Source organism: Streptomyces sp. NPDC028305, from assembly GCF_055569495.1.
Map to the genome: position 1 here is coordinate 184,847 of NZ_JBVHTN010000009.1, position 26,488 is coordinate 211,334.

Sequence of the window (26,488 nt, forward strand, 5' to 3'; positions counted from 1 at the left end):
TCCTGGCCGATCTCGACCACCGGCAGCAGACCGCCGAGGTGCTGGCCGATGTGCTTGCGTCCGGTGAGCCGCAGGTCGCGGTCCGGGACGGCGCCGTACTCGTCGGCCGACTGGCCTCCGTCGCCACCTCCTCCCGGCTGCTGCCCCCGGCCGACGGGGTGCCGTGGCGGCTGGACAGTCGGCGCAAGGGCAGCCTGGACGCCCTCGACCTGATCACCGAGACGCCTCGGGAGCAGCTTGCCCCCGGTGAGGTACGGATGGCGGTGCGCGCCGCCGGAGTCAACTTCCGTGACGTGCTCAACGCCCTGGACATGTACCCCGGGGACGCCGGAGCGATGGGCAGCGAGGCGGCCGGGGTGGTCGTGGAGACCGGCCCCGAGGTGACCGGGTTGCGCGTCGGCGACCGGGTGCTCGGCGCCGTCCAGGGCGGCATCGGCCCGTCCGTCGTCGTCGACCAGAACGAGCTCGTGCCGATCCCGGAGGGCTGGCGGTTCGAGGACGCCGCGTCCGTGCCGGTCGCCTTCCTGACCGCGTACTACGGCCTGGTGGATCTGGCCGGCCTGTCGGCGGGTGAGTCGGTGCTGGTGCACGCGGGTGCCGGTGGTGTGGGTATGGCCGCGATCCAGATCGCCCGGCACTTGGGCGCCGAGGTGTTCGCCACGGCGAGTGAGGGCAAGTGGGACGCGCTGCGCTCGCTGGGTATCCCGGACGACCACGTCGCCTCCTCCCGTACGACCGAGTTCGAGGAGCGGTTCCGGGAGGTGACCGGCGGCCGGGGCGTTGACGTGGTGCTCAACTCGCTCGCGGGCGAGTTCATCGACGCGTCCGCGCGGCTGCTTGCCCCCGGCGGCCGGTTCATCGAGATGGGCAAGACCGACATCCGCGACGCGGAGGCGATGGGCGCCGGCTACCGGCCCTTCGACCTGGCGGAGGCCGGGCCGGGCCGCCTCCAGCAGATGCTGGTCGAGCTGATGGAGCTGTTCGAGGCGGGCGTCCTGCGGCCGCTGCCGGTGACGGCCTGGGATGTGCGGCGGGCGCGGGACGCGTTCCGGTGCATGAGCCAGGCCAAGCACACCGGCAAGATCGTGCTGACCATGCCGCGCGAGTGGGACCCCGAGGGCACCGTGCTGATCACCGGTGGCACCGGCGGTCTCGCCCGCAGCCTCGCCCGTCATCTCGCCGCCGACCGGGGCATGAGGCATCTGCTCCTGGTCAGCCGCCGCGGGCCGGACGCGCCCGGCGCGGCGGACCTCCGGGCGGAGCTGAGCGCGCACGGCGCCGAGGTCACCATCGCCGCGTGCGATGTGGCGGACCGCGCCGCGCTGGAGGCGCTGCTCGCCGGGATTCCGGCGGAGCACCCGCTGATCGCGGTCGTCCACACCGCGGCCGTGCTCGACGACGGAGTGTTCGCGTCGCTGACGCCCGAGCGGCTGGCCACGGTCTACGGACCGAAGGCGGACGCCGCCTGGCATCTGCACGAGCTGACCCGCGATCTCGGCCTGGCCGCCTTCGTGACGTACTCCTCGGTGGCGGGCCAGCTGGGCGCCGCGGGGCTGGCCAACTACGCCGCCGCGAACTCCTTCCTCGACGCGCTGGCGTACCACCGCAGGGCCCTCGGCCTGCCGGGCCAGTCGCTGCTGTGGGGCCCATGGGTCCAGGACAGCGGCATGACCAGCGAGCTCAGCCACACCCACATCCAGCGGATCAGCGGGGCCGGCATGCCACTGCTGACCGAGGAACAGGGCGCCGCGCTGTTCGACGCCGCGGTCGCCTGCGACGAGCCCGTGGTCGCACCCGTGCGCCTGGACCTCGCGGCGCTGCGCGCCCAGAGCGAGACCCCCGGGCTGCTGCGCGGCCTGGTGCGTACGGCCCGCAGGGCCGCGGGCGGCGTCCGCGACTCCGACTCGGGCGCGGCCAACGCGCTGGCCCGCCGGCTCGCCGGGCTGCGCGACGGCGACCGGCTGCGCCTCCTGACGGATCTCGTACGCGGCCAGGCGGCCGCCGTCCTGGGGCACCCGTCGCCGGACGCGGTCGAGGTCCGGCGCGAGTTCCGCGAGCTGGGCTTCGACTCGCTGACCGCCGTCGAGCTGCGCAACCGGCTGAACACGGCCACCGGGCTCCGGCTGCCCGCCACCTTGGTGTTCGACTACCCCACCCCGACCGTGCTGGCCGAGTTCCTGTTGCGTGAGCTGCTGGACGAGCACGTCGACGCGATCACGCCGACGGCCGTCGCCACCGCCGGTCTCGCGGACGACCCGATCGTGATCGTCGGGATGGCCTGCCGCTACCCGGGCGGCGTCCGGTCCCCGGAGGACCTGTGGCGGCTGGTCGCCGAGGGGCGCGACGCCATCGCCGAACTGCCCACCGACCGCGGCTGGCGGCTCGACGGAGACGCCGGTTTTCGGGGCGGTTTCCTCTACGACGCCGCCGATTTCGACGCGGGTTTCTTCGGGATCTCGCCGCGTGAGGCGGCGGCCATGGACCCGCAGCAGCGGCTGCTGCTGGAGACCGCGTGGGAGGTGTTCGAGCGCGCCGGCATCGACCCCACCTCCGTCCGCGGCACCGACGCGGGCGTGTTCGTCGGCGCGACCGGCTTCGGCTACGTACCGCCGGAGGAGTCCCGCGGCCACCAGATGACCGGCCAGGCCACCAGCGTGATCTCGGGCCGGCTGTCCTACACCTTCGGCCTCGAGGGCCCGGCCGTCACCGTGGACACCGCCTGCTCGTCGGCGTTGGTGGCGATGCACCTCGCCGCCCAGGCGCTGCGCTCGGGCGAGTGCTCGCTGGCGCTGGCCGGCGGTGTCACGGTGATGTCGACGCCGGTCGGCTTCAGCGAGTTCAACGAGCAGGGCGGGCTGGCCCCGGACGGCCGGTGCCGCGCGTTCGCCGAGGCGGCGGCCGGGACCAGCTGGTCCGAGGGCGTCGGCCTGCTGGCACTCGAACGGCTGTCGGACGCGCGCCGTAACGGCCATGAAGTGCTGGCCGTCGTGCGGGGCTCGGCGGTCAACCAGGATGGCGCGTCCAACGGGCTGACGGCGCCGAACGGCCCGTCGCAGCAGCGGGTCATCCGCCAGTCCCTCGCCAACGCGGGGCTGTCCGGACGCGACGTCGATGCCGTGGAGGCGCACGGCACGGGCACCACGCTGGGCGACCCGATCGAGGCGCAGGCGCTGCTCGCCACCTACGGTCAGGACCGCGAGCTGCCCCTGTGGCTGGGGTCGGTGAAGTCGAACATCGGCCACGCCCAGGTGGCCGCCGGCGCTGCCGGTGTGATCAAGATGGTGATGGCGCTGCGCCATGGTGTGCTGCCCATGACCCTCCACGTGGATCAGCCGACCACGCATGTGGACTGGTCGGCGGGCGCGGTGGAGCTGTTGACCGAGTCGACGGAGTGGCCGGAGACCGGGCGTCCGCGCCGGGCCGGTGTCTCCGCGTTCGGCGTCAGCGGCACCAACGCGCACGCCATCCTGGAGCAGGCGCCCGAGGACGCCGAACCGAAGCCGGCCGACCCCGACACCACCGCCGCGACCCCGGCCGCCCTGCCCTGGGTGGTGTCGGCCAGGAGCGACCGCGCGCTGCGCGAGCAGGCGGTCAACCTGTCCTCCCACCTGGAGAACCTCCCCGAGGCGACGTCGGCCGACGTCGGCCACTCGCTGGTGTCGGCGCGGGCGGTGCTGGAGCACCGGGCCGTGGTGGTCGGCGGGGACCGCGAAGAGCTGCTGTCGGGTCTGCGTGCCCTGGGCGAGGACGAGCCGGGGGCGAGCGTGGTCCGCGGCATCGCCGATGTGGAGGGGAAGACGGTGTTCGTCTTCCCGGGGCAGGGGTCGCAGTGGGCCGGGATGGGCGCCCGGTTGCTGGAGGAGTCTCCGGTGTTCGCCGGGCGGATGGCGGAGTGTGCCGCCGCTCTGACGCCCTTCACGGACTGGTCGTTGATGGACGTCGTACGCCAGGCCGAGGGTGCCGCGTCGCTGGAGCGCGTGGATGTGGTGCAGCCGGTGTCGTGGGCGATGATGATCTCGCTCGCCGCGCTGTGGCGCTCCCACGGCGTGGAGCCGGACGCGGTGGTCGGTCACTCACAGGGTGAGATCGCCGCCGCCTGTGTGGCCGGCGCGCTCTCCCTGGAGGACGCGGCCCGGGTGGTGGCGTTGCGCAGCCAGGCGATCGCCCGGCGGCTTGCGGGTGCGGGTGGCATGGCCTCGGTACCGCTGCCGGTGGGCGACGTCGAGGCGCGGCTGGAGCGCTGCGACGGCCGGATATCGGTCGCGGCCGTCAATGGCCCCCGCTCGGCGGTTGTTTCCGGTGACCGTGAGGCTTTGGACGAGCTGATCGAGGAGCTGACCGGCGAGGACGTCCGGGTCCGGCGGATCGCGGTGGACTACGCCTCCCACTCCGCACACGTCGAAGAGATCCACGACGAACTCCTGGAACGTCTGGCACCGCTGCGCCCCCGCGCCGCCGAGGTGCCGTTCTTCTCCACCGTGACCGGTCAGTGGCTCGACGGCGGTGAACTGGACGCCGACTACTGGTACCGCAACCTGCGGCGGACGGTGGGCTTCGAGCCCGCGGTCCGGGGGCTGCTCGCCCAGCACCACCGGGCGTTCATCGAGGTCAGCGCGCACCCCGTGCTCACTGTAGGGGTCCAGGAGACCATCGACGCGACAGGCGACCACGCCGTCACCGTCGGCACGCTGCGCCGGGACGAGGGCGGCCTCGGGCGCTTCCTGACCTCGGCGGCCGAGGTGTTCGTCCGCGGTGTCGAGGTCGCCTGGGCGGGCTGCTTCGCCAGCACCCGGGCCCGCCGGACCGAGCTGCCCACCTACCCGTTCCAGCGCGAGCGCTACTGGGCGGACGAGGCCAGGCCCGTCGCGCAGGCCACGGAGACCGACCCGGTGGACGCCGAGTTCTGGTCCGCCGTCGAACAGGAGGACCTGGAGTCCCTGGCCGGCTGGCTGGAGATCGACGGAGACTCGCTGGGCGCGGTGCTGCCCGCCCTCTCCGCCTGGCGGGGCAGGCGCCGTGAGGAGTCCACCGTGGACTCCTGGCGCTACCGGACCGAGTGGCGGCCGCTGCGGATGTCCTCGGTGCCCGTGCTCACCGGCACCTGGCTGGTCGTCACCGCCGACGGCGTCGCGGACGACGAGGTGACCGCGGCGCTCGCCGGACACGGCGCTCAGGTCCGGCGGCTGGAGCTGGACGAGTCGTGTGTCGACCGCGCCGAACTCGCGTCCCGGCTCCAGGGCGTCGAGGGCGTCGAGGACCTGCGCGGCATGGTGTCGGTGCTGGCCTTCGCCGAGCAGCCGAGCGCCACCCACCCGACGCTGTCCTCCGGGCTCGCGCTGACCCTCGCGCTGGTGCAGGCGCTGGACGACCTCGACACCGGGGCGCCGTTGTGGTGCCTCACCCGGGGCGCCGTGTCCACCGGCCGCTCGGACGGCCTGACCAGCCCGGCGCAGGCGCAGGTCATCGGCCTGGGCCGGACGGCCGCGCTGGAGCACCCGCGCCGCTGGGGCGGCCTGGTGGACCTGCCCGCCGAACTCGACCAGCGCGCCGCGCAGCGGCTGGTCGGAGCGCTCGCCGGCGCTGAAGGCGAGGACGGCGAGGGCGAGTTCGCGATCCGGTCCTCCGGAGTGTTCGTACGCCGCGTGGTGCGCGCGCCCCTCGACGACCGTGGCCCCAACGGCGGTTGGGAGCCGCGCGGCACCACGCTGATCACCGGCGGCACCGGTGTGCTGGGCCAGTATCTGGCCCGGTGGCTCGCGCACAACGGGGCCGAGCACCTGGTGCTGACCAGTCGGCGCGGCATGGACGCGGCCGGCGCGGCCGAGCTGGTGGCCAAGCTGACCGAGCTGGGCACCGCCGTGGAGGTCGTGGCCTGCGACGTGGCGGACCGGGCCGCGGTGGCCGCGCTGATCGACCGGCTCACGGCCGAGGGGCGGGTCATTCGCACCGCCGTCCATGTGGCCGCTTACATAGACCTCGGCTCGCTGACCACCATGGACCACGAGACGTTCGCCTCGGTCGTCGACGCCAAGGTCGCGGGCGCCCGCCATCTCCACGAGCTGCTGGACGAAGAGCAGCTCGACGCTGTCGTGTACTACTCGTCGATCGCCGGCATCTGGGGCAGCGGCGACCACGGCGCGTACGGGGCGGCCAACTCCTACCTGGAGGCGCTGGCGGAACACCGGCGCGCCCAGGGGCTGCGCGCCACCTCCATCGCGTGGGGCATCTGGCGGGACGACCAGGTGCGGGTCGATCCGCAGCAGATCCTCGGCAGCGGTCTGCGCTTCATGCAGCCCGACCTCGCCCACATCGGGCTGCGGCAGGCACTGGAGGACGACGAGACCCTGCTGACGATCGCCGACATCGACTGGGGCCGCTACTACCCGGTCTACACCTCGGTGCGCCCCAGCCCGCTGTTCGGCGAGGTGCCCGAGGTGCGCGGGATCCTCGAGAAGGCCGAGAACACCGTCGCCACCTCCGCGGACGGCGAGTTCGCCGCGCGGATCCGCGCGCTGTCCGCCACCGAGCAGGAGCGCGCGCTGCTGGACCTGGTGCGCGCCGAGGCGGCAGCGGTTCTGGGACACACCTCCCCGGAGGCGATCTCGGAGCGCCGGGCGTTCCGCGATGTCGGGTTCGACTCGCTGACCGCGGTGGACCTGCGTAACCGGGTGGCCAGGGCCACCGGTCTGACCCTGCCGTCCACCCTGGTCTTCGACTACCCGAGCCCGGTGGCCCTGGTGGAGTTCCTGCGGTCGCGGATCGTGGGCTCGGCCGCGGCGGTGCCGGGCGCGCCCGCGCCCGTGGTGTCCGCGGCCTCCGACGAGCCGGTCGCGATCATCGGCATGGCCTGCCGCTTCCCCGGCGGGATCGGTTCGCCGGAGCAGCTGTGGGAGGTGGTCGCGGGCGGACAGGACGTCATCTCCGAGTTCCCCGCCGACCGTGGCTGGGACGCCGAGGGGCTCTACGACCCGGACCCGGACAAGCTCGGCAAGACGTACTCGACGCGCGGTGGCTTCCTGCACGACGCGGCGGAGTTCGACGCGGGCTTCTTCGGGATCTCGCCGCGTGAGGCGCTGGCCATGGACCCGCAGCAGCGGCTGCTGCTGGAGACCTCCTGGGAGGCGTTCGAGCGGGCCGGGATCGACCCCGCGTCGGTCAGGGGCAGCCTGACGGGCACGTTCATCGGCTCCAGCTACCAGGACTACGGCTTCGGACCGCACGCCGACCAGGAGGGGGCCGAGGGCTACCTGCTCACCAGCTCGGTGCCCAGCGTGCTGTCGGGCCGGATCTCGTATCTGTTCGGTCTCGAGGGCCCGGCGGTCACCCTGGACACGGCGTGCTCCTCGTCGCTGGTGGCGCTGCACCTGGCGTGCCAGTCGCTGCGCAACGGCGAGAGCACACTGGCGCTGGCCGGCGGTGTCACGGTGATGACCACCCCCGGTTCGTTCCTCGCCTTCAGCCGCCAGCGCGGCATGGCCGCGGACGGCCGGTGCAAGGCGTTCGCCGAATCGGCCGACGGGATGAGCCTGTCCGAGGGCGTGGGGCTGCTCCTGGTGGAGCGGCTGTCGGACGCCCGCCGTCATGGCCACCCCGTGCTGGCGGTGGTGCGGGGCTCGGCGATCAACCAGGACGGTGCGTCGAATGGTCTGACCGCGCCGAACGGCCCCTCGCAGCAGCGGGTGATCCGCCAGGCGCTGACCAACGCCAGGCTGACGGCGAACGACATCGACGCGGTGGAGGCGCACGGCACGGGCACCACGCTGGGCGACCCGATCGAGGCCCAGGCGCTACTCGCCACGTATGGGCAGGAGCGCGAACAACCCCTGCTGCTGGGCTCGGTCAAGTCCAACCTCGGCCACACCCAGCTGGCCGCCGGCGCCGCGAGCGTCATCAAGATGGTCATGGCGATGCGACACGGCGTACTGCCCGAGACGCTGCACATCGACGAGCCGACGTCCCATGTGGACTGGTCGTCCGGCGCGGTGGAGCTGCTGACCGAGCAGGCCGAGTGGCCGGAGACGGAGCACCCGCGCCGGGTCGGCGTGTCGGCCTTCGGCATCAGCGGCACCAACGCCCACACCATCCTGGAGCAGGCCCCGCAGCCGCAGGCCGATGACGACGGCCCGGTGGCATCCCCCGCGCCGGCTCGGGAGCCGGGTGTGCTGCCGGTGGTGGTGTCGGGGAAGTCGGAGGAGGCGCTGCGTGCGCAGGCGGCGCGGGTGCTTTCCCGTGCCGAGGAAGAGCCCGGTCTCGCATGGAGCGATCTGGCGTTCTCGCTGGTGACGTCGCGGTCGGGGTTCGAGCGGCGCGGTGTGGTGCTGGCGGGCGCCCGGGAGGGGGCGGTGGAAGGCCTGCGGGCTCTGGCGTGTGGTGAGCCGGGCGTGGATGTGGTGCGGGGGTTGGCCCGGGAGGATCGGGTGGTGGCGTTCCTGTTCTCGGGGCAGGGCAGTCAGCGGGCGGGGATGGGCCGGGAGCTGTACGAGGCGTTCCCGGTGTTCGCCGAGGCGCTGGACGAGGTGTTCGCGCATCTTGACGGCCACCTCGAACGGCCGTTGCGTGAGGTGATGTTCGCCGAGGCGGGTTCGGCCGAGGCGGAGCTGCTGGACGGGACGGGATGGACACAGCCCGCGCTGTTCGCCGTCGAGGTGGCGTTGTTCCGGCTGGTGGAGTCGTGGGGAATGCGGCCGGATTACGTGGCGGGGCATTCGGTCGGAGAGATCGCCGCGGCGCATGTGGCCGGGGTGTTCTCGCTGACGGACGCGTGCACGCTGGTGGCGGCGCGGGCCCGGCTGATGGCGGAGCTGCCGCGAGGTGGGGCGATGGTGTCCCTCCAAGCCACCGAGGACGAGGTGACCCCGCAACTGACCGAGGGAGTCTCGATCGCGGCGGTCAACGGGCCGCGGTCGGTCGTGATCTCGGGCGACGAGGCGGCGGTGCTCGAGCTGGCCGGCCGGTTCGAGGGCGAGGGGCGCAAGACTAGGCGTTTGCGGGTCTCGCATGCGTTTCACTCGGCTCTGATGGACGGGATGGCTGCTGAGTTCGAGCGGGTGGTGCGGGGCCTGTCGTTCGGGGCTCCGGCGGTGCCGCTGGTGTCGAACCTGACGGGAGAGGTGGCGTCGGCCGAGCTGCTGTGCGCGCCCGAGTACTGGGTGCGGCAGGTGCGCGAGGCGGTGCGGTTCGCCGATGGCGTGCGTCGGCTGGACGAGTGTGGTGTGAGTACGTATCTGGAGCTGGGGCCGGACGGTGTGCTGTCGGCGATGGCTCAGGAGAGCCTGTCCGAGCAGTCGCCCGCCACCACGGTGGTCGTCTCGGCGCTGCGGAAGGGAGCGGACGAGGAGCGTGCGGTGGTCACCGCGCTGGCCCGGCTGTACGCGCACGGCGTGGAGGTCGACTGGCCGGCGTTTTTTGCGGGCACCGGCGCCCACCGGGTCGAACTGCCCACGTACGCCTTCCAGCACCAGCGCTACTGGCCGAACGTGTCGGCGCCGGCGCCCGCCGCGAACACGGGAATCGCGGACGGGGACACGGACTTCTGGGCCACGGTCGAAGGGGAGGACCTGGAGTCCCTGGCCTCGCGGCTGGAAGTCGACGGCGACTCGCTCGGCGCGGTGCTTCCCGCGCTGACGACGTGGCGCCGCCGCCGACGTGAGCAGTCGGTCGTGGACGGCTGGCGCTACCGGGTCACCTGGACGCCGCTGGCCGACCCGACCCCCCGGGCCCAGCGCGGCAGCTGGCTCGTGGTCGTCCCGGCCGGGCAGGCGGACGACCCGTGGGCGACCTCCGTGGCCGAGGCCATGCCCACCCCGACGGTACGCGTCGAGATCGGCGAGCCGGACCGCGCCGCACTGGCCGACCGGCTGCGTGAGGCGGCCACGGAATCGGGCCCGTTCGCGGGCGTCCTGTCCCTGCTCGCACCGTACGAGCCCGCTGTCGGCGGACACCCGGGCGTACCGGCCGGCGTGGCACTGACGATCACCTTGGTGCAGGCGCTGGGCGACGCGGGCATCGAGTCGCCGCTGTGGACCGCCACGCGAGGCGCGGTGTCGGTGAGCCGCTCGGACACCGCGCCGAACCCGGCGCAGGCGGCCGTATGGGGCCTTGGCCGGGTCGCGGCGCTGGAGTACCCGCGGCGCTGGGGCGGACTGATCGACCTGCCCGACACCCTCGACCGGCCCGCCGGCCGACGGCTGGCCGCGGTGCTATCTGGAGCCGGAGCCGGAGCCGGAGCCGGTGACGAGGACCAGGCCGCGGTGCGCTCCTCCGGCCTCTTCGGCCGGCGCGTCGTCCACTGCCCGGCCGAACGCGAGCCGGACGAGACCGGCTTCATCGCCACCGGAACGGTCCTGATCACCGGCGGCACCGGCGGCCTTGGCGGCCATGTGGCCCGCTGGCTCGCCCGCGGCGGCGCCGAGCACCTGGTGCTGACCAGCCGTCGGGGGCCGGACGCACCCGGCGCCCGCGAACTGTGCGACGAACTCGCCGAGCTGGGCGCGCGGGTCACGATCGCCGCCTGCGACGTGGCCGACCGGGAGGCGCTCGCGGCCGTGCTGGCCGACATCCCCGACGACCGCCCCCTGACGGGCGTCGTGCACACCGCGGGCATCGCCCAGGCGGCCGCCCCGCTGGACGGCGCGAGCGACGCCGAGACGGCCGAGGTGATGACAGCCAAGGTGGTCGGCGCGGCCAACCTCGACGCGCTGCTCGGCGACCGTGAGCTCGACTTCTTCGTCCTCTTCTCTTCGGTCGCCGCCACCTGGGGCAGCGGCGGCCAGGGCGCCTACGGCGCGGCCAACGCCTACCTGGACGCGCTGGCCGAGGCCCGTACGGCCCGGGGGCTGACGGCGACATCCGTGGCCTGGGGCGCGTGGGCCGACGGCGGAATGGCGGCCGCCGACGGCGCCCAGGACTACCTGGCGCGCCGTGGGCTGATCCTCATGGCGCCGGAGACCGCCATCGCCGGGCTGAGCCGCGCGCTGCGCAACCGGGACGTGACCGTCGCGGTCGCCGACGTCGACTGGGACCAGTTCGCCCCCGCGTTCACCCTGGCACGGCCGAGCGCACTGCTGCGCGACCTGCCCGGCGTACGCCGCGCGCTTATCGCGGACGCACCCGTGCGGTACGACGACGCGTCGGAGCTCAGCTCGCTGCGCGGACGGCTGCGGGCCACGCCGGACAACGAACGGCTCGATCTGCTGCTCGGTGTCGTCCGGGAACAGGTGGCCCTGGTGCTCGGCCACTCGGGCGCGGAGGCCATCGAGGCCGACCGGGCCTTCAAGGACCTCGGCTTCGACTCGCTGACGGCGGTGGAGCTGCGCAACCGGCTCGCCACCGCGACCGGACTGGCCCTGCCCACCACCCTGGTCTTCGACTACCCGTCCCCGGCGGCGCTGGTCGACCACCTCCGCGCCGAACTGCTCGGGGAGCAGCCTGGCCCGGGCGGCTCGGCCGTCCTCACCGCCCTCGGGAGCGTCGCGGACGACCCGATCGTGATCGTCGGGATGAGCTGCCGCTACCCGGGCGGTGTCCGGTCGCCCGAGGATCTATGGCGTCTGGTGGCCGAGGAGCGGGACGCGATCTCCCCGTTCCCGTCCGACCGGGGCTGGAACCTCGACGCGGAGAACGCTTTCGAGGGCGGATTCGTCCACGACGCCACCGAGTTCGACGCCCGGTTCTTCGGCATCTCGCCGCGTGAGGCGCTGGCCATGGACCCGCAGCAGCGGCTGCTGCTGGAGTCCGCGTGGGAGGTGTTCGAGCGGGCCGGAATCGACCCGACGGGGCTGCGCGGCAGTGACGCAGGCGTCTTCATCGGCGCCACCGGCGGTGGCTATGTCGCCCCCGAGGAGTCACTCGGCCACATGATGACCGGCCAGGCGACGAGCGTGGTGTCCGGCCGGCTGTCCTACACCTTCGGCCTGGAGGGCCCGGCGGTCACGGTGGACACGGCGTGTTCGTCCTCGCTGGTGGCGATGCACATGGCGATGCAGGCGCTGCGCGGCGGCGAGTGCTCGCTGGCGCTGGCCGGCGGGGTGACGGTGATGTCCACCCCGGCGGGGTTCGCGGAGTTCCGGCAGCAGGGCGGACTGGCGCGGGACGGCCGGTGCAAGTCCTTCGCGGAGGGTGCCGACGGCACCGGCTGGTCGGAGGGCGTGGGTCTGGTGGTGCTGGAGCGGCTGTCGGATGCGCGGCGCAACGGTCATGAGGTGCTGGCGGTGGTGCGGGGTTCGGCGGTGAATCAGGATGGTGCGTCGAATGGTCTGACGGCGCCGAATGGTCCGTCGCAGCAGCGGGTGATCCGTCAGGCGCTGGCGAACGCGGGTCTGGCTCCGGCGGAGGTGGACGCGGTCGAGGCGCACGGCACCGGGACCACGCTGGGCGACCCGATCGAGGCGCAGGCGCTGCTGGCCACCTATGGACGGGACCGGGAGCTGCCGCTGCGGCTCGGCTCCATCAAGTCCAACATGGGGCACACCCAGTCCGCCTCGGGCGTCGCCGGTGTGATCAAGATGGTGATGGCGCTGCGCCACGGTGTGCTGCCCAAGACGCTGCACGTGGACGCGCCGACCACGCATGTGGACTGGGCGACCGGTGCGGTGGAGCTGTTGGCCGAGGCCGCCGAATGGCCGGAGACCGGGCGCCCGCGCCGGGCCGGCATCTCCTCCTTCGGCATGAGCGGCACCAACGCCCACGCCATCATCGAGCAGGCCCCCGAGGACGCGGTGGACGCCGAGAGCGTGTCGGACACGCCCACGGTCGACGCGGTGACGGTGCCGTGGATGGTGTCGGCGAAGTCGGCCGCGGCGCTGCGCGGTCAGGCGGCCGGTCTGCTGTCCCAGCTGGAGGGCGCCCCGGAGCTGAGTCCCGTGGACGTCGGCTACTCGTTGCTGTCCACGCGGTCGGTGCTGGAGCACCGGGCGGTGGTGGTCGGCGGGGACCGTGAGGCGCTGCTGTCAGGTCTGCGCGCCCTGGGCGATGACGATCCCGCGCCCGGCGTGGTGCGTGGCGTTGCCGACGTGGAGGGGAAGTCGGTGTTCGTCTTCCCGGGACAGGGCTCTCAGTGGGCGGGCATGGGTGCCCGGCTCCTGGACGAGTCTCCGGTGTTCGCCGAGCGGCTGGCTGAGTGCGCGATGGCTCTGGCGCCTTACATCGACTGGTCGTTGGTGGATGTGGTGCGGCAGAACGAGGGTGCCGTGTCGCTGGAGCGGGTCGATGTGGTGCAGCCGGTGTCGTGGGCGCTGATGGTGTCGCTCGCGGCGCTGTGGCGGGCCCACGGTGTGATTCCGGACGCTGTCGTCGGGCACTCCCAGGGCGAGATCGCCGCCGCCTGTGTGGCGGGCGGGCTGTCGCTGGAGGACGGTGCCCGGGTCGTGGCGCTGCGGAGCCAGGCGATCGCGCGACGGCTGGCCGGTGCCGGAGGCATGGCGTCGATTCCGTTGCCGGTCGATGAGGTCGAGGTCCGGCTGGAGCAGTGGAGCGGCCGGGTGTCGGTCGCGGCGGTCAACGGCCCGCGGTCGGTCGTGGTCTCCGGCGACCCCGAGGCACTGGACGAGCTGATCGAGGAACTGACGCGCGAGGATGTGCGGGTGCGGCGGATCGCCGTGGACTACGCCTCCCACTCCGCCCACGTCGAGGAGGTCCACGAGGAGTTGCTGGCGGAGCTCGCGCCGGTCACCCCGCGCGGGGTGCAGGTGCCGTTCCTGTCGACAGTGACCGGTGAGTGGCTCGACGGTGGGGAACTGGACGCCGAGTACTGGTACCGCAACCTTCGTCGGACGGTGGCCTTCGAACCGGCCGTCCGCGAGCTGCTGGCCCGCCGCCACCGCGCGTTCGTCGAGGTCAGCGCGCACCCCGTGCTGTCCGTCGCGGTCCAGGAGGCCATCGACGACGCCGACGAGGTCGCCGTGGTCGCGGGCACGCTGCGCCGCGACCAGGGGGGACTCGACCGCTTCGCCCAGTCGTTGGCCGAGCTCTTCGTCCGTGGTGTTCCCACCGGCTGGGCCGGGTTCTTCACCGCGACCGGCGCCCGCCGGGTGGAGCTGCCCACCTATGCCTTCCAGCGGCAGCGGTTCTGGCCCGAGGCGGCCGAGACCGAGGCGCTGCCCGGTGACCAGGACACGGTGGACACGGAGTTCTGGGCCGCCGTCGAAGGAGAGGAACTGGACTCCCTGGCCTCGCGGCTGGAGGTGGACGCCGACTCGCTCGGCGCCGTGCTGCCCGCGCTGTCGTCATGGCGGCGGCAGCGGCGCGAGCGTTCCACGGTCGACGGCTGGCGCTACCGGACCACATGGAAGCCCGTGACCGCGGACGCCACCGCCCCGTCGGGAACCTGGCTGGTGGTCGTACCGCAGGGCCTGGCCGCTGACGCGTGGGTGTCCGCCCTGGTGGACGCGGTGGGCACCGGTTCGGTGCCGCTGGAGGTCGGGGCCGCCGATCGCGCCGAGCTGGCCGACCGCCTCGCGTCATGCGCCGCGGATCGCGCCGGTGGCGCGGACAGCCGGGAGTTCGCGGGCGTGGTGTCCCTGCTGGCGCTGAGCGAGAACGCCCTTCCCGAGTACCCGTCGGTTCCGGCCGGAGTGGTGCTGACCGCGACCCTGATGCAGGCCCTGGGCGACGCGGGGATCGAGGCGCCGGTGTGGGCGGTCACCAGGGGCGCGGTGTCGCTGGGCGGTTCGGACCCGGCGACGGCCCCGCTCCAGAACGCCGTCTGGGGCTTCGGCCGGGTCGCCGCGCTGGAGTACCCGCGCGGCTGGGGCGGTCTCATCGACCTGCCCGCCGAGCTGGACGACCGGATCACCGCACGCTTCGCCGGCGCGCTGACCGCCCCCACGGGCGAGGACCAGATCGCGGTCCGCGCCACCGGCGTGTTCGGCAGGCGGCTGGTGCAGGCCCCGGCCCAGGCCCCGGACCAACAGTGGCAGCCGAGCGGCACGGTGCTCATCACCGGTGGCACGGGGGCGCTGGGCGGACATGTCGCCCGGTGGCTGGCCTGCCACGGTGCCGAACACCTGCTGCTGACCAGCCGCCGTGGCCCCGACGCCCCCGGCGCGGAGGAGCTGCGCGCCGAGCTGAGCGCCCTGGGCACACAGGTCACCATCGCCGCGTGCGACGTGGCCGACCGGGACGCGCTGACGGCCCTCCTGGCCGCCGTCCCGGCCGAGCATCCGCTGACCGGTGTCGTCCACACCGCGGGTGTGCTCGACGACGGCCTGATCGAAGGGCTCGCCCCCGAACGCTACGAGCAGGTCTTCCGCTCGAAGGTGGCCTCGGCGCTGCTGCTGGACGAGCTGACCCGTGATCTGAACCTGACGGTGTTCGCCCTGTACGCGTCGTCCTCCGGCGCGATCGGGAGCCGTGGCCAGGCGAACTACGCGGCGGCCAACGCCGTACTGGACGCCCTGGCCGAGCGGCGCCGCGCCCAGGGTCTCGCCGCCACCTCGGTGGCCTGGGGGCTGTGGGCCGGCGCCGGAATGGCCGCCGACACACCGGTGGAGGCGGTGTCCCGGCGGGCCGGTGTGGTGGCGATGGACCCGGAACTGGCGGTGACGGCGCTGGCCGGGCTGGTCGCCGACACCGAGCCGACCGCCTTCGTCTCGGCCCTCGCCTGGGAACGGTTCGCGCTGACCTTCAGCGCCGTCCGGCCGAGTCCGCTGCTGAGCGAGATCCCGGAGGCCCGGCGCGCCATGCGGGCCGGGGCGGACGACGGCGCCGAGGGGACCGGCGAGTCGCTGCGTGAGCGGCTGGCGAAGATGCCCGAGCCGGAGCGCGTCTCGGCCGTCGTGGGGCTCGTACGCAAGACGGCCGCGGCCGTGCTCGGGTACGACTCGGCCGAGGCGGTCGAGTCCGGCAAGCCGTTCCGCGACCTCGGGTTCGACTCGCTGACCGCGGTGGAGTTCAGCAACCGGCTGGCCGCCGCCACACAACTGCGGCTGAAGCGGGCGCTGGTGTTCGACTACCCGAGCCCGACCGCGCTCTCGCAGCACCTGCTGGAGCAGCTGCTGCCGGACGGCACCGACGAGCCGGGCACGGCCGGTGGCGCGGGCGGCCAGGGCCAGGTGCTCGCCGAGATCGACCGGCTGGAGGCGACGCTGGCCGCCGCCACCACCCGGCGGGAGACCCGTCTACAGGTCCGCGAACGACTGACCAAGCTGCTCGCCCAGTGGGACGACGAGGACCTGCACGACGGCCCGGGCGGAGTCGACGAGCAACTGCTCCAGGCCTCCGACGAGGAGGTGTTCGACTTCATCGGCAAGGAGTTCGGCATCTCCTGACAGTCGGCACCAGGTTCCGCGGCCATTGGGATTGAGAGAGATTCAGATGGAAAACGAAGACAAGCTCCGTTACTTTCTCAAGAGGGTGACCGCCGACCTTCATGAGACCCGGCAGCGCCTGCGGGACGCCGAGTCCGGGCGGCATGAGCCGGTCGCGATCGTGGGCATGGGATGCCGGTTCCCCGGTGGCGTGGACGGCCCCGAATCGCTGTGGGAGCTGCTGGCCGAGGGGCGGGACGCCATCTCGCCCTTCCCGGCCGACCGAGGCTGGGACACCGACGGGGTGTACGACCCGGAGCAGGGACAGCGAGGCACCTCCTACGTCCGGGAGGGCGGGTTCCTCACCGACGTGGGCGGCTTCGACCCCGCGTTCTTCGGGATCTCCCCACGCGAGGCGCTGGTGATGGACCCGCAGCAGCGGCTGCTGCTCGAAGTGTCCTGGGAGGCCCTGGAAAGAGCCCGCATCGACCCCCTGTCGCTGCGTGGCAGCCGCACCGGCGTGTTCGTCGGCAGCAACGGCCAGGGATACGGCCGGCTCGCGGCCCGCAGCGAGGGCGCCGTGGACTACATGACCACCGCCGCCACCTCCAGCGCGCTGTCCGGGCGGGTGTCGTATGTGCTGGGCCTCGAAGGCCCGGCGCTCACGGTGGACACCGCGTGTTCGTCGTCGCTGGTCTCGCTGCACCTGGCCGCGCAGGCGCTGCGCCAGGGCGAGTGCTCGATCGCCCTGGCCGGCGGGGCGACGGTGATGGCGGACCCCGGCCTGTTCATCGGGTTCAGCCGGCAGGGCGGGCTGGCCGCGGACGGCCGCTGCCGTACCTTCGCGGCCGGGGCGACCGGCACCGCGTGGGGCGAGGGCGCCGGGATGCTGGTGCTGGAGCGGCTGGCCGACGCCCGCGCCAACGGGCATCGCGTGCTCGCCGTGGTCAGCGGCAGCGCGGTGAACCAGGACGGCGCGTCGAACGGCCTGACCGCGCCCAACGGGCCCTCGCAGGAGCGGGCCATCCGTGCCGCCCTGGCGAGTGCGGGGCTGACCACCGACGATGTGGACGCGGTCGAGGCGCACGGCACCGCCACCCCGCTGGGCGACCCGATCGAGGCCGAGGCGCTGCTGGCCACGTACGGGCAGGGCCGCACCGCCGACCCGCTGTGGCTCGGCTCGGTCAAGTCCAACATGGGCCACACCCAGGCCGCCGCGGGGGTGGTCGGGGTCATGAAGATGGTGCTGGCCATCGAGCACGGACTGCTGCCGAAGACGCTGCACATCGACGAGCCGACGCCCGCCGTCGACTGGGCCGGCGGAGCGGTGTCGCTGCTGACGGACGCGCGGCCGTGGCCGCCGACCGGCCGGCCCCGCCGTGCGGGGGTGTCGTCCTTCGGGGTCAGCGGCACCAACGCCCACCTCATCGTCGAGCAGGCACCGGAGCCCGCGCCCGCTGAACCGCTCGGGTCCGGCGAGCCGTCCGTGTCCGCGGAGCCCCCGGTGGCCGCCACCGCTGCCCCGCCCGTGCTCGCCTGGCCGCTGTCGGCGCGCACCGGCCAGGCCCTGCGGGCACAGGCCGGCCGGCTGCTGGCACACCTGGACGCCCACCCCGAGACGGCCGCCGCCGACCTCGGACTGTCCCTGGCGACGACCCGGGCCGCCCTCCAGCACCGGGCGGCCGTGGTCGCCGCCGACCGGGACGGACTGCGCACCGCCCTCACCGCCCTCGCCGACGGCACACCCGCCCCCGGCGTGGTCCAGGACGTCGCGGGCGACGGCCACCTCGCCTTCCTGTTCACCGGGCAGGGCGCGCAGCGCGTCGGCATGGGTCTGGAACTCCACGGCAGCCACCCCGTGTTCGCCGAGGCGTGGGACGCCGTGGCCGCCGAGCTGGACAAGCATCTCGACCACCCCCTGAACAGCGTCGTACACGGGGCGGACCAGAGCCTTCTCGACCGGACCGCATACGCCCAAGCGGGCCTGTTCGCCCTCGAAGTGACGCTGTTCCGGCTGCTGGAGTCCTGGGGGGTGCGCCCCGACTACCTCGTGGGCCATTCGATCGGCGAGATCGCGGCGGCACACGTGGCGGGCGTGTTCGACCTTCCCGACGCCTGCGCACTGGTGGCCGCGCGCGGCCGGCTGATGCAGGCACTGCCCGAGAACGGGGCGATGCTGGCGGTGCGCGCCCGCGAGAACGAGGTGCTGCCGCTGCTGGACAAGCGGGTGGCGATCGCCGCCGTCAACGGGCCCGAGTCCGTGGTGGTCTCCGGTGACGCCGAGGCGGTCGACCGGCTCGCCGACCACTTCCGCGACCTGGGCCGCAAGACCAAGCGGCTCCAGGTCAGCCACGCCTTCCACTCCCCGCTGATGGAGCCGATGCTGGCCGAGTTCGAGAAGGTCGCCCGCGGCCTGTCGTATGCGCCACCGGCCATCACCGTGATCTCCGATGTCACCGGCGAGGCGGCGGGCGCCGAGCAACTCGGCGACCCCGCGTACTGGGTCTCCCATGTACGCCACACCGTGCGGTTCCACGACGCCGTCCGCTGGCTGGCCGACCGGGACGTCACCAGGTACGTCGAGCTGGGCCCGGACGGGACGCTCTCGGCGATGGCGCAGGAGGCCGTCGGCCGCGAGAACGCGCTCTGCGTCCCCCTGCTGCGCGAGGGCCGCCCCGAGCCGCGCACCCTGCTCACCGCCGTGGCCCGGCTCCATGTGAACGGCCTGTCACCCGACTGGGCCGCGGTCTTCGCCGGGTCCGGCGCACAACAAGTCGACCTGCCCACCTACGCCTTCCGACACGAGCGCTACTGGCTGGACCTGCCGCCCGAGGAGCCCGGAGCGGACAGGCTGGGGCTCACCCCGGCGCCACACCCGCTCCTCGGCGCCCAACTGGCCCTCGCCGACGGCGACGGCCACGTCTTCACATGCCACCTGTCGACACGCTCCACCCCCTGGCTGGCCGACCACGTGATCACGGGCTCGGTGCTGTTCCCGGGCACGGCCTTCGTCGAACTGGCCCTGCACGCCGGACACCAGGTCGGCTGCTCGCTGCTGGAAGAGCTCACCATCCAGGCGCCCGTACCGCTGCCCGAGGGCGGCGGCGTCCGGCTACAGATCCTGGTGAGCGGTCCGGACGAGACCGGCCGCAGGCCGCTGGCCGTGTACGCGCGCCCGGACGACGGGCCCGACGACGCGCCCCACGGCGCCGAGTGGATCCGGCACGCCGAGGGAACGCTCGCGCCGGGCGGGCAGGTCGTGACCGAACCGCTCACGGCGTGGCCACCGGCCGGCGCCGACCCCATCGACCTCGACGGCTACTACGACCGGCTCGCGGAATCCGGCTCCGACTACGGTCCGGCGTTCCGGGGCCTGCGCGCCGCGTGGCGCCTGGGCGACCAGGTGTTCGCCGATATCGAGCTGGACCAGGAACACCACGCCGCGGCCGAGTCCTTCGGGGTGCACCCGGCGCTGTTGGACGCCGCCCTGCACGCCGTGGGCGGGCTGCGCCAGAACCAGGGCCCGGGCGCCAGGCTCCCGTTCGCCTGGCAGAACGTGGCGCTGCACGCGGTCGGCGCGTCGGCGCTGCGGGTACGGCTGACCCCCAACGGCTCCGACGGCGTGTCGGTGCTGGCCGCCGACGCGACGGGCCAACCGGTCGCCACCATCGGTTCGCTGGTGCTGCGGCCCGCGTCCCCGGCGGACGGCGTGTCGCACCCCGCGCTCCGCGACGCGCTGTTCGGCGTCGACTGGCTGCCCGTGACCACCACACCCGTCGGCGCCGGTCAGACGCCGACCGCCGAGGGCTGGGCGGTGATCGGCCCGGAGGGAACCACGCTGGCCGGCGCCGCCGATACCCGCTACCCGACCCTGGCCGAACTCGCCGAGGCGGTCGACCGGGGAGCGCCGCCCCCCGAACACGTCGTCGTCGACCGCTCCACGCCGCCCGGCGACCTCGCCCTGCCGACGGCGGTGCGCGAGGCGCTGTACGACACGCTGGAGCTGGTCAAGGGGTGGCTCGCCGATGAACGGTTCACCGCCTCCCGGCTCGTGGTGGTCACCCGCGAGGCCGTCTCCGCCCTGCCCGACGAGGACATCCCGGCACCCGCGCTCGCCCCGGTGTGGGGTCTGCTGGCCTCGGCGCAGGCCGAACACCCGGGCCGGATCGTCCTGGCCGACCTGCCCGCCGCCGAGGACGGCCCGGCCGGCCTCGCCGCGCTCCGCGGCGCGCTCGCGTCCGGCGAACCCCGTATCGCCGTGCGCGGCGGCGAGCTCCACGCCGCACGGCTGACCCGGCTCGCCGCCCCGCGCGGGGCGGCGGCGCCCTGGGCCGATACCGCGGGCACCGTACTCATCACCGGCGGCACCGGCGGCCTCGGCAGCCTGGTGGCGCGCCACCTGGTGACCCGACACGGCGTGCGCCATCTGCTGCTGACGAGTCGGCGCGGCCTCGATGTGCCCGGCGCCACCAGGCTGCGTGACGAGCTGGCCGCCGAGGGCGCACAGGTCACCGTCGCCGCGTGCGACGTGTCCGACCGGGCCGCACTCGCGGACCTGCTCGACTCCGTACCCGCCGACCACCCCCTCACGGCCGTGGTGCACACGGCCGGAGTGCTCGACGACGCGACCATTGAATCGCTCACCCCGGAGCGGATGGACACCGTGCTGCGGCCCAAGGTCGACGCCGCCTGGAATCTGCACGAGCTCACCGGGGAGCTGTCCGCCTTCGTCCTCTTCTCCGCGGCCGCCGGCCTCCTCGGAGGACTCGGCCAGGGGAACTACGCGGCCGCCAACACCTTCCTCGACGCGCTCGCCCAGCACCGCAGGGCCCGCGGACTGCCCGCCGTCTCCCTCGCCTGGGGCGCCTGGGCGCCCCAGGACGGCATGACCGCCACCCTCACCGACACCGACCTCGACCGGATGAGCCGCCTCGGCACCCGGATGATCACCGCCGAGCAGGGGATGGCACTCCTCGACGCCGCGATGGCCACCGACCGCGCCGTGGTGGCGCCGTTCCGGCTCGACACCGCGATGCTGGAGCACCTGTCCGACGTCCCGCCGATCCTGCGCCATCTCGTACGGGGCCCGGCCCGCCGCGCGGCACACCGCGGCGCGCCCCAACCGACGGAGCTCGCGGCCCGGCTCGCCGGCGCGGCCGAGGGCGAACGGCCCCGCATCCTGGTCGAGCTGGTGCGCGGCCAGGTGGCCGCGGTCCTCGGATACGCGGCCACCTCCCAGATCGAGGAGGACCAGGCGTTCAAGGACCTCGGCTTCGACTCGCTCACCGCACTCGAACTGCGCAACGCCCTCAACGCGGCCACCGGGCTGCGGCTGTCCGCCACCCTCATCTTCGACTATCCGACGATCCGCGAGCTCGCCGGGCATCTGCACGACGAGCTGGTGGCGCCCGGCAGCGCGGTGCACACCGCCGGGGGCGCCGGGCCGCTGCGCACCGCCGCGCCCGCGGACGACGACCCGATCGCCATCGTCTCGATGAGCTGCCGCTATCCCGGCGGCGTACGGTCGCCAGCCGACCTGTGGGACCTCGTCACCGCGGACCGGGAAGGGATCTCCGGGTTCCCCGAGGACCGGGGCTGGGACCTGGAGTCCCTCTACGACCCAGACCCGGAACACCGGGGCACCACCTACACCCGGGAGGGCGGCTTCCTCGAGGACGCGGGCGCCTTCGACGCGGGCTTCTTCGGCATCTCGCCCCGCGAGGCCCTGGCCATGGACCCCCAGCAGCGGCTGCTGCTGGAAACCTCCTGGGAGGCACTGGAACGGGCCGGGCTCGACCCGGTGTCCCTGCGCGGCAGCGACACCGGTGTCTTCGCCGGGATCATGTACCACGACTACGCGAGCGGCGACGCCGATTTCCCCCCGGAATCCCTGGGTTTCCTCGGCACCGGATCCTCGGGGAGCGTGCTCTCCGGCCGGATCTCCTACACCTTCGGCTTCCAGGGACCGGCGCTGACGGTGGACACCGCCTGCTCCTCGTCGCTGGTCACCCTCCATCTGGCCGCCCAGGCGCTGCGGCAGGGCGAGTGCTCCATGGCGCTGGCCGGCGGCGTGACGGTGATGGCGGGCCCCGAGACCTTCCTCGACTTCGGAACGCAGGGCGGCCTGGCCGCCAACGGCCGGTGCAAGTCCTTCGCGGACGCGGCCGACGGGGTGAGCTGGGCCGAGGGGGTCGGCGTCCTGGTCCTGGAGCGGCTGTCCGACGCGCGCCGCAACGGCCACCCGGTGCTCGCCCTGGTCCGCGGCTCCGCCGTCAACCAGGACGGCGCGTCCAACGGCCTGACCGCGCCCAACGGCCCGGCCCAGCGGCGGGTCATCCGACAGGCCCTCGCGAGCGCCGGGCTGTCGCCCGCCGACATCGACGCCGTGGAAGGACACGGCACCGGCACCACCCTGGGCGACCCGATCGAGGCCCAGGCCCTGCTCGCCACCTACGGGCAGGGCCGCGCCCCCGACCGGCCGCTGCTGCTGGGCTCGATCAAGTCGAACATCGGCCACACCCAGGCGGCCGCCGGGGTGGCCGGGGTGGTCAAGATGGTGCAGGCGATGCACCACGGCCTGCTGCCGCGCACCCTGCACGTGGACCAGCCGTCCACCCATGTGGACTGGGCCGCCGGGGACGTGGCGCTGCTCACCGATCCCACGCCGTGGCCGGAGACCGGCGGACCGCGCCGCGCGGCGGTGTCGTCCTTCGGGATCAGCGGAACGAACGCACACGTCATCCTGGAACAGGCGCTGCCCGCACATGAGCCCGCACCACGCCATGACGCGGACGTGCGGCATGACGCGGCAGAGCGGCCGGACCCCGTTGTCGTACCGTGGCTGCTGTCGGCCAAGACACTGCAGGCGCTGCGGGCACAGGCCGCCGGGCTGCTGCCCCTCGTGGCCGGCTCGGCCGACCCGGGCCCGCGCGCACTGGACATCGGGTACGCGCTGGCGACCTCGCGCGCGGCGTTCGAACATCGCGCGGTGGTCCTCGCCGAGGATCCCGAGGAGGCCGTGCGGGCGCTGACCGCGCTGTCCCACGGCGAGACCGCGGCAGGACTGCTCGTGGGCGACACGCGCACGGGGGGCGCGACCGCGTTTCTCTTCGCCGGGCAGGGCTCCCAGCGGCTCGGGATGGGGCGGGAACTGGCCGACCGGTACCCGGCGTTCGCCACCGCGCTGGAACAGGTGCTCGACGAGCTGGACCGCCACCTTCCCCGGCCGCTCCGGGAAGTGCTGTGGGGCTCGGACGACCAGCTGCTCGATCGCACGGACTTCGCCCAGGCCGCGCTCTTCGCCGTCGAGGTGGCCCAGTTCCGGCTGGCGGAGTCGTGGGGGCTTCGACCGGACTACGTGGCGGGGCACTCGATCGGGGAGATCGCCGCCGCGCATGTGGCCGGTGTGCTGTCCCTCGCGGACGCCTGTGCCCTGGTGGCCGCGCGCGGCAGGCTGATGGCCGAACTGCCCTTCGGCGGCACGATGGTGGCTCTCCAGGCGGCAGAGGACGAGGTGTCCTCCCTGGTCAGCGATCGGGTGAGCATCGCCGCGGTCAACGGGCCCCGGTCGGTCGTGATGTCCGGAGACCAGGGCGTGGTCGAGGAGATCGCCGCGCGATTCGGCGCCGAGGGGCGCAGGACCCGCATGCTGCGGGTGTCGCACGCCTTCCACTCAGTGCTGATGGAGCCGATGCTCGCGGGGTTCCGGGCCGTTGCCGAGAGCCTGACGTACAACACGCCCACGATCCCGCTCGTCTCGAGTGTCACCGGCGCGGCCGCGGGCCCGGAGGACATGTGCTCCGCCGAGTACTGGGTGCGGCATGTCCGGGCCACCGTACGGTTCGCCGACACCGTCCGCTTCCTGGCGGACCAGGGCGTCTCGCGCTTCGTGGAGCTGGGCCCGGACGGGTCGCTGAGCGGGGTGGCCCAGGAGTCGGTGACCTCCGATACGGCGGTGTTCGTCCCCCTCGTACGCAAGGACCGGCCGGAGCCCGCCGCGGCGCTCACCGCGCTCGGCCGTCTGCATGTCCACGGCACACCGGTGGACTGGACCGCCTTCTTCGCGGACAGCGGCGCCCGGCGGATCGACCTCCCCACCTATCCGTTCCAGCACGAGCGCTACTGGGCCAAGAGGCGCGGCGGCGCGGCCAACCCGGTGGCGTTGGGGTTGGGTGGGGTGGGGCATCCGGTGTTGGGTGCGGTGGTGGTGTGTGCGGGTTCGGGTGGTGTGGTGTTGACGGGTCGGTTGTCTCGGGAGGGGCAGCGGTGGGTGGTTGATCATGATGTGTTGGGTTCGGTGTTGTTGCCTGGTACGGGGTTTGTGGAGTTGGTGGTGCGGGCTGGGGATGAGGTGGGTTGTGGGGTGGTGGAGGAGTTGTTGTTGGGGGCTCCGTTGGTGGTGCCGGAGCGGGGTGGGGTGCAGGTGCAGGTGGTGGTGGGTGATGAGGGGGATGGTGGTCGGCGTTCGGTGCGGGTGTTTTCGCGGGTGGGTGAGGGTGAGGAGTGGGTGATGCATGCGGAGGGGACGGTGGCTCCTGGCTCGCTGTCACCGGCCGCCGACCTCACACAATGGCCGCCCGCCGGCGCGGTCGAGGCCGATGTGGCGGGCGCGTACGACCGGCTCCGGGACCTCGGCTTCCACTACGGCCCGGTGTTCCGGGGGTTGCGGGCGGCGTGGCGGCGTGGTGACGAGATCTTTGCGGAGGTGGCGTTGGAGGAAGGGGCTCATGCGGACGCGCGCCGTTTTGGTCTGCACCCCGCGCTCCTGGACGCCGCCATGCACGCACCCATGGTGCTCGCCGACCGAAGTGGCAGCAGCGACGGCACACACCTGCCCTTCGTGTGGAATCGGGTGGCGTTGCATGCGTCGGGTGCGACGCGGTTGCGGGTGCGGTTGACGCATCCGGTGAAGGATGGCTTGGGGCTGGAGGTGGCTGATGAGGGTGGTCGGCCGGTGTTGTCGGTGGGGTCGATGGTGAGTCGTCCGGTGACGGCCGAGCGGTTGGGTTCGATGGCTGGTGGTGGTGGGTTGTTGGAGGTGGAGTGGCGTCCGGTGGGGGCGGAGCCGGGTGATGAGGTGGCCGAGGGCGAGGTGGTGGTGCTGGATTGTGGTGCCGACGTGGGGGATGAGGACGTGCCGTTGGTGGTGCGGTCGGTGGTGGATCGGGTGTTGGGTGCGGTGCGGGGTGTGTTGACGGGCGGTGGGCGGTTGGTGGTGGTGACGCGGGGTGGGGTTGCGGTGACGTCGGGGGAGTGTGTGGAGGTGTCGCAGGCTCCGGTGTGGGGGTTGGTGCGTGCGGCGGAGGCTGAGAATCCGGGGCGTTTTGTGCTGCTGGATGCGGCGGAGGACCAGGATGTGGCGGGGGTGTTGCCGTCGGTGTTGGGGTGCGGTGAGCCGGAGGTCGCCTGGCGCGAGGGCACGGCGCTGGTGCCTCGGTTCAGGCGTCGGGAGGCGGCGGAAGCAGGCGTGCCGTCGTTCGGCGACGCTGAGGGGACGGTGTTGGTGACGGGTGGTACCGGTGGGATCGGTGCGGTGGTGGCTCGTCATCTGGTGGTGGAGCACGGTGTGCGGCAGCTGTTGCTGGTTTCGCGCCGGGGGTTGGCGGCGGAGGGTGCGGAGGCGCTGCGGGATGAGCTGGTGGAGTTGGGTGCGTCGGTCACCGTGGCGGGCTGTGACGTCGCGGACCGGGCGGCGGTCGAGGAGCTGCTGGCCTCCGTCCCCTCCGGGCATCCGCTGACCGTCGTGGTCCATGCGGCGGGTGTCGGCGACAGCGGTCTGGTCGGGTCGTTGACGCCGGAGCAGTGGGACATGGTGTTGCGGCCGAAGGCGGACGGGGCGTGGCATCTGCATGAGCTGACGCGGGGTCTGCCGCTCTCGGCGTTTGTGATGTTCTCGTCGATCGGTGGTTCGGTGGCGGCGGCGGGTCAGGCGAACTACGCGGCCGCGAACGTGTTCCTCGACGCGCTTGCCCAGCACCGCCGGGCGGAGGGCCTGCCCGCCACCTCGGTGGCCTTCGGCCTGTGGTCCGGCGCGGGTGCCGGGCAGGCACTCAGTGAGGTGGACATCGCCCGGCTGCGGCGTCAGGGTCTGCCGCCGCTGTCGGTCGCGGAGGGGCTGCGGGCGTTCGATACCGCGCTTGCCTCCGGTGCGGCGGCCGTGACGGCCGTACGTGTGGACACCGCCGCCCTGCGGACCCGCAAGGGTGAGATCCCGGCGTTGTTGCGCGGGTTGGTCCCGGTGTCGC

The 26,488-nt window shown here is 73.5% G+C and carries 1 protein-coding gene and 1 pseudogene (1 of these 2 only partly in view); both read left to right on the forward strand.

Going from position 1 to position 26,488, the window contains the following annotated elements; translation table 11 throughout:
• Nucleotides 1-16,265: the end of a type I polyketide synthase gene (locus ACZ4WQ_RS36190; protein ID WP_398374973.1), read on the forward strand. It extends 16,333 nt beyond the left edge of the window; 16,265 of the gene's 32,598 nt are visible here — the last part of the coding sequence; its start codon lies beyond the left edge, outside the window; the stop codon is at nucleotides 16,263-16,265.
• Nucleotides 16,266-16,350: 85 nt separating this feature from the next.
• Nucleotides 16,351-26,251 (forward strand): annotated as a pseudogene (locus ACZ4WQ_RS36195) (SDR family NAD(P)-dependent oxidoreductase); the annotation flags it as partial.
• Nucleotides 26,252-26,488: the final 237 nt, after the last annotated feature.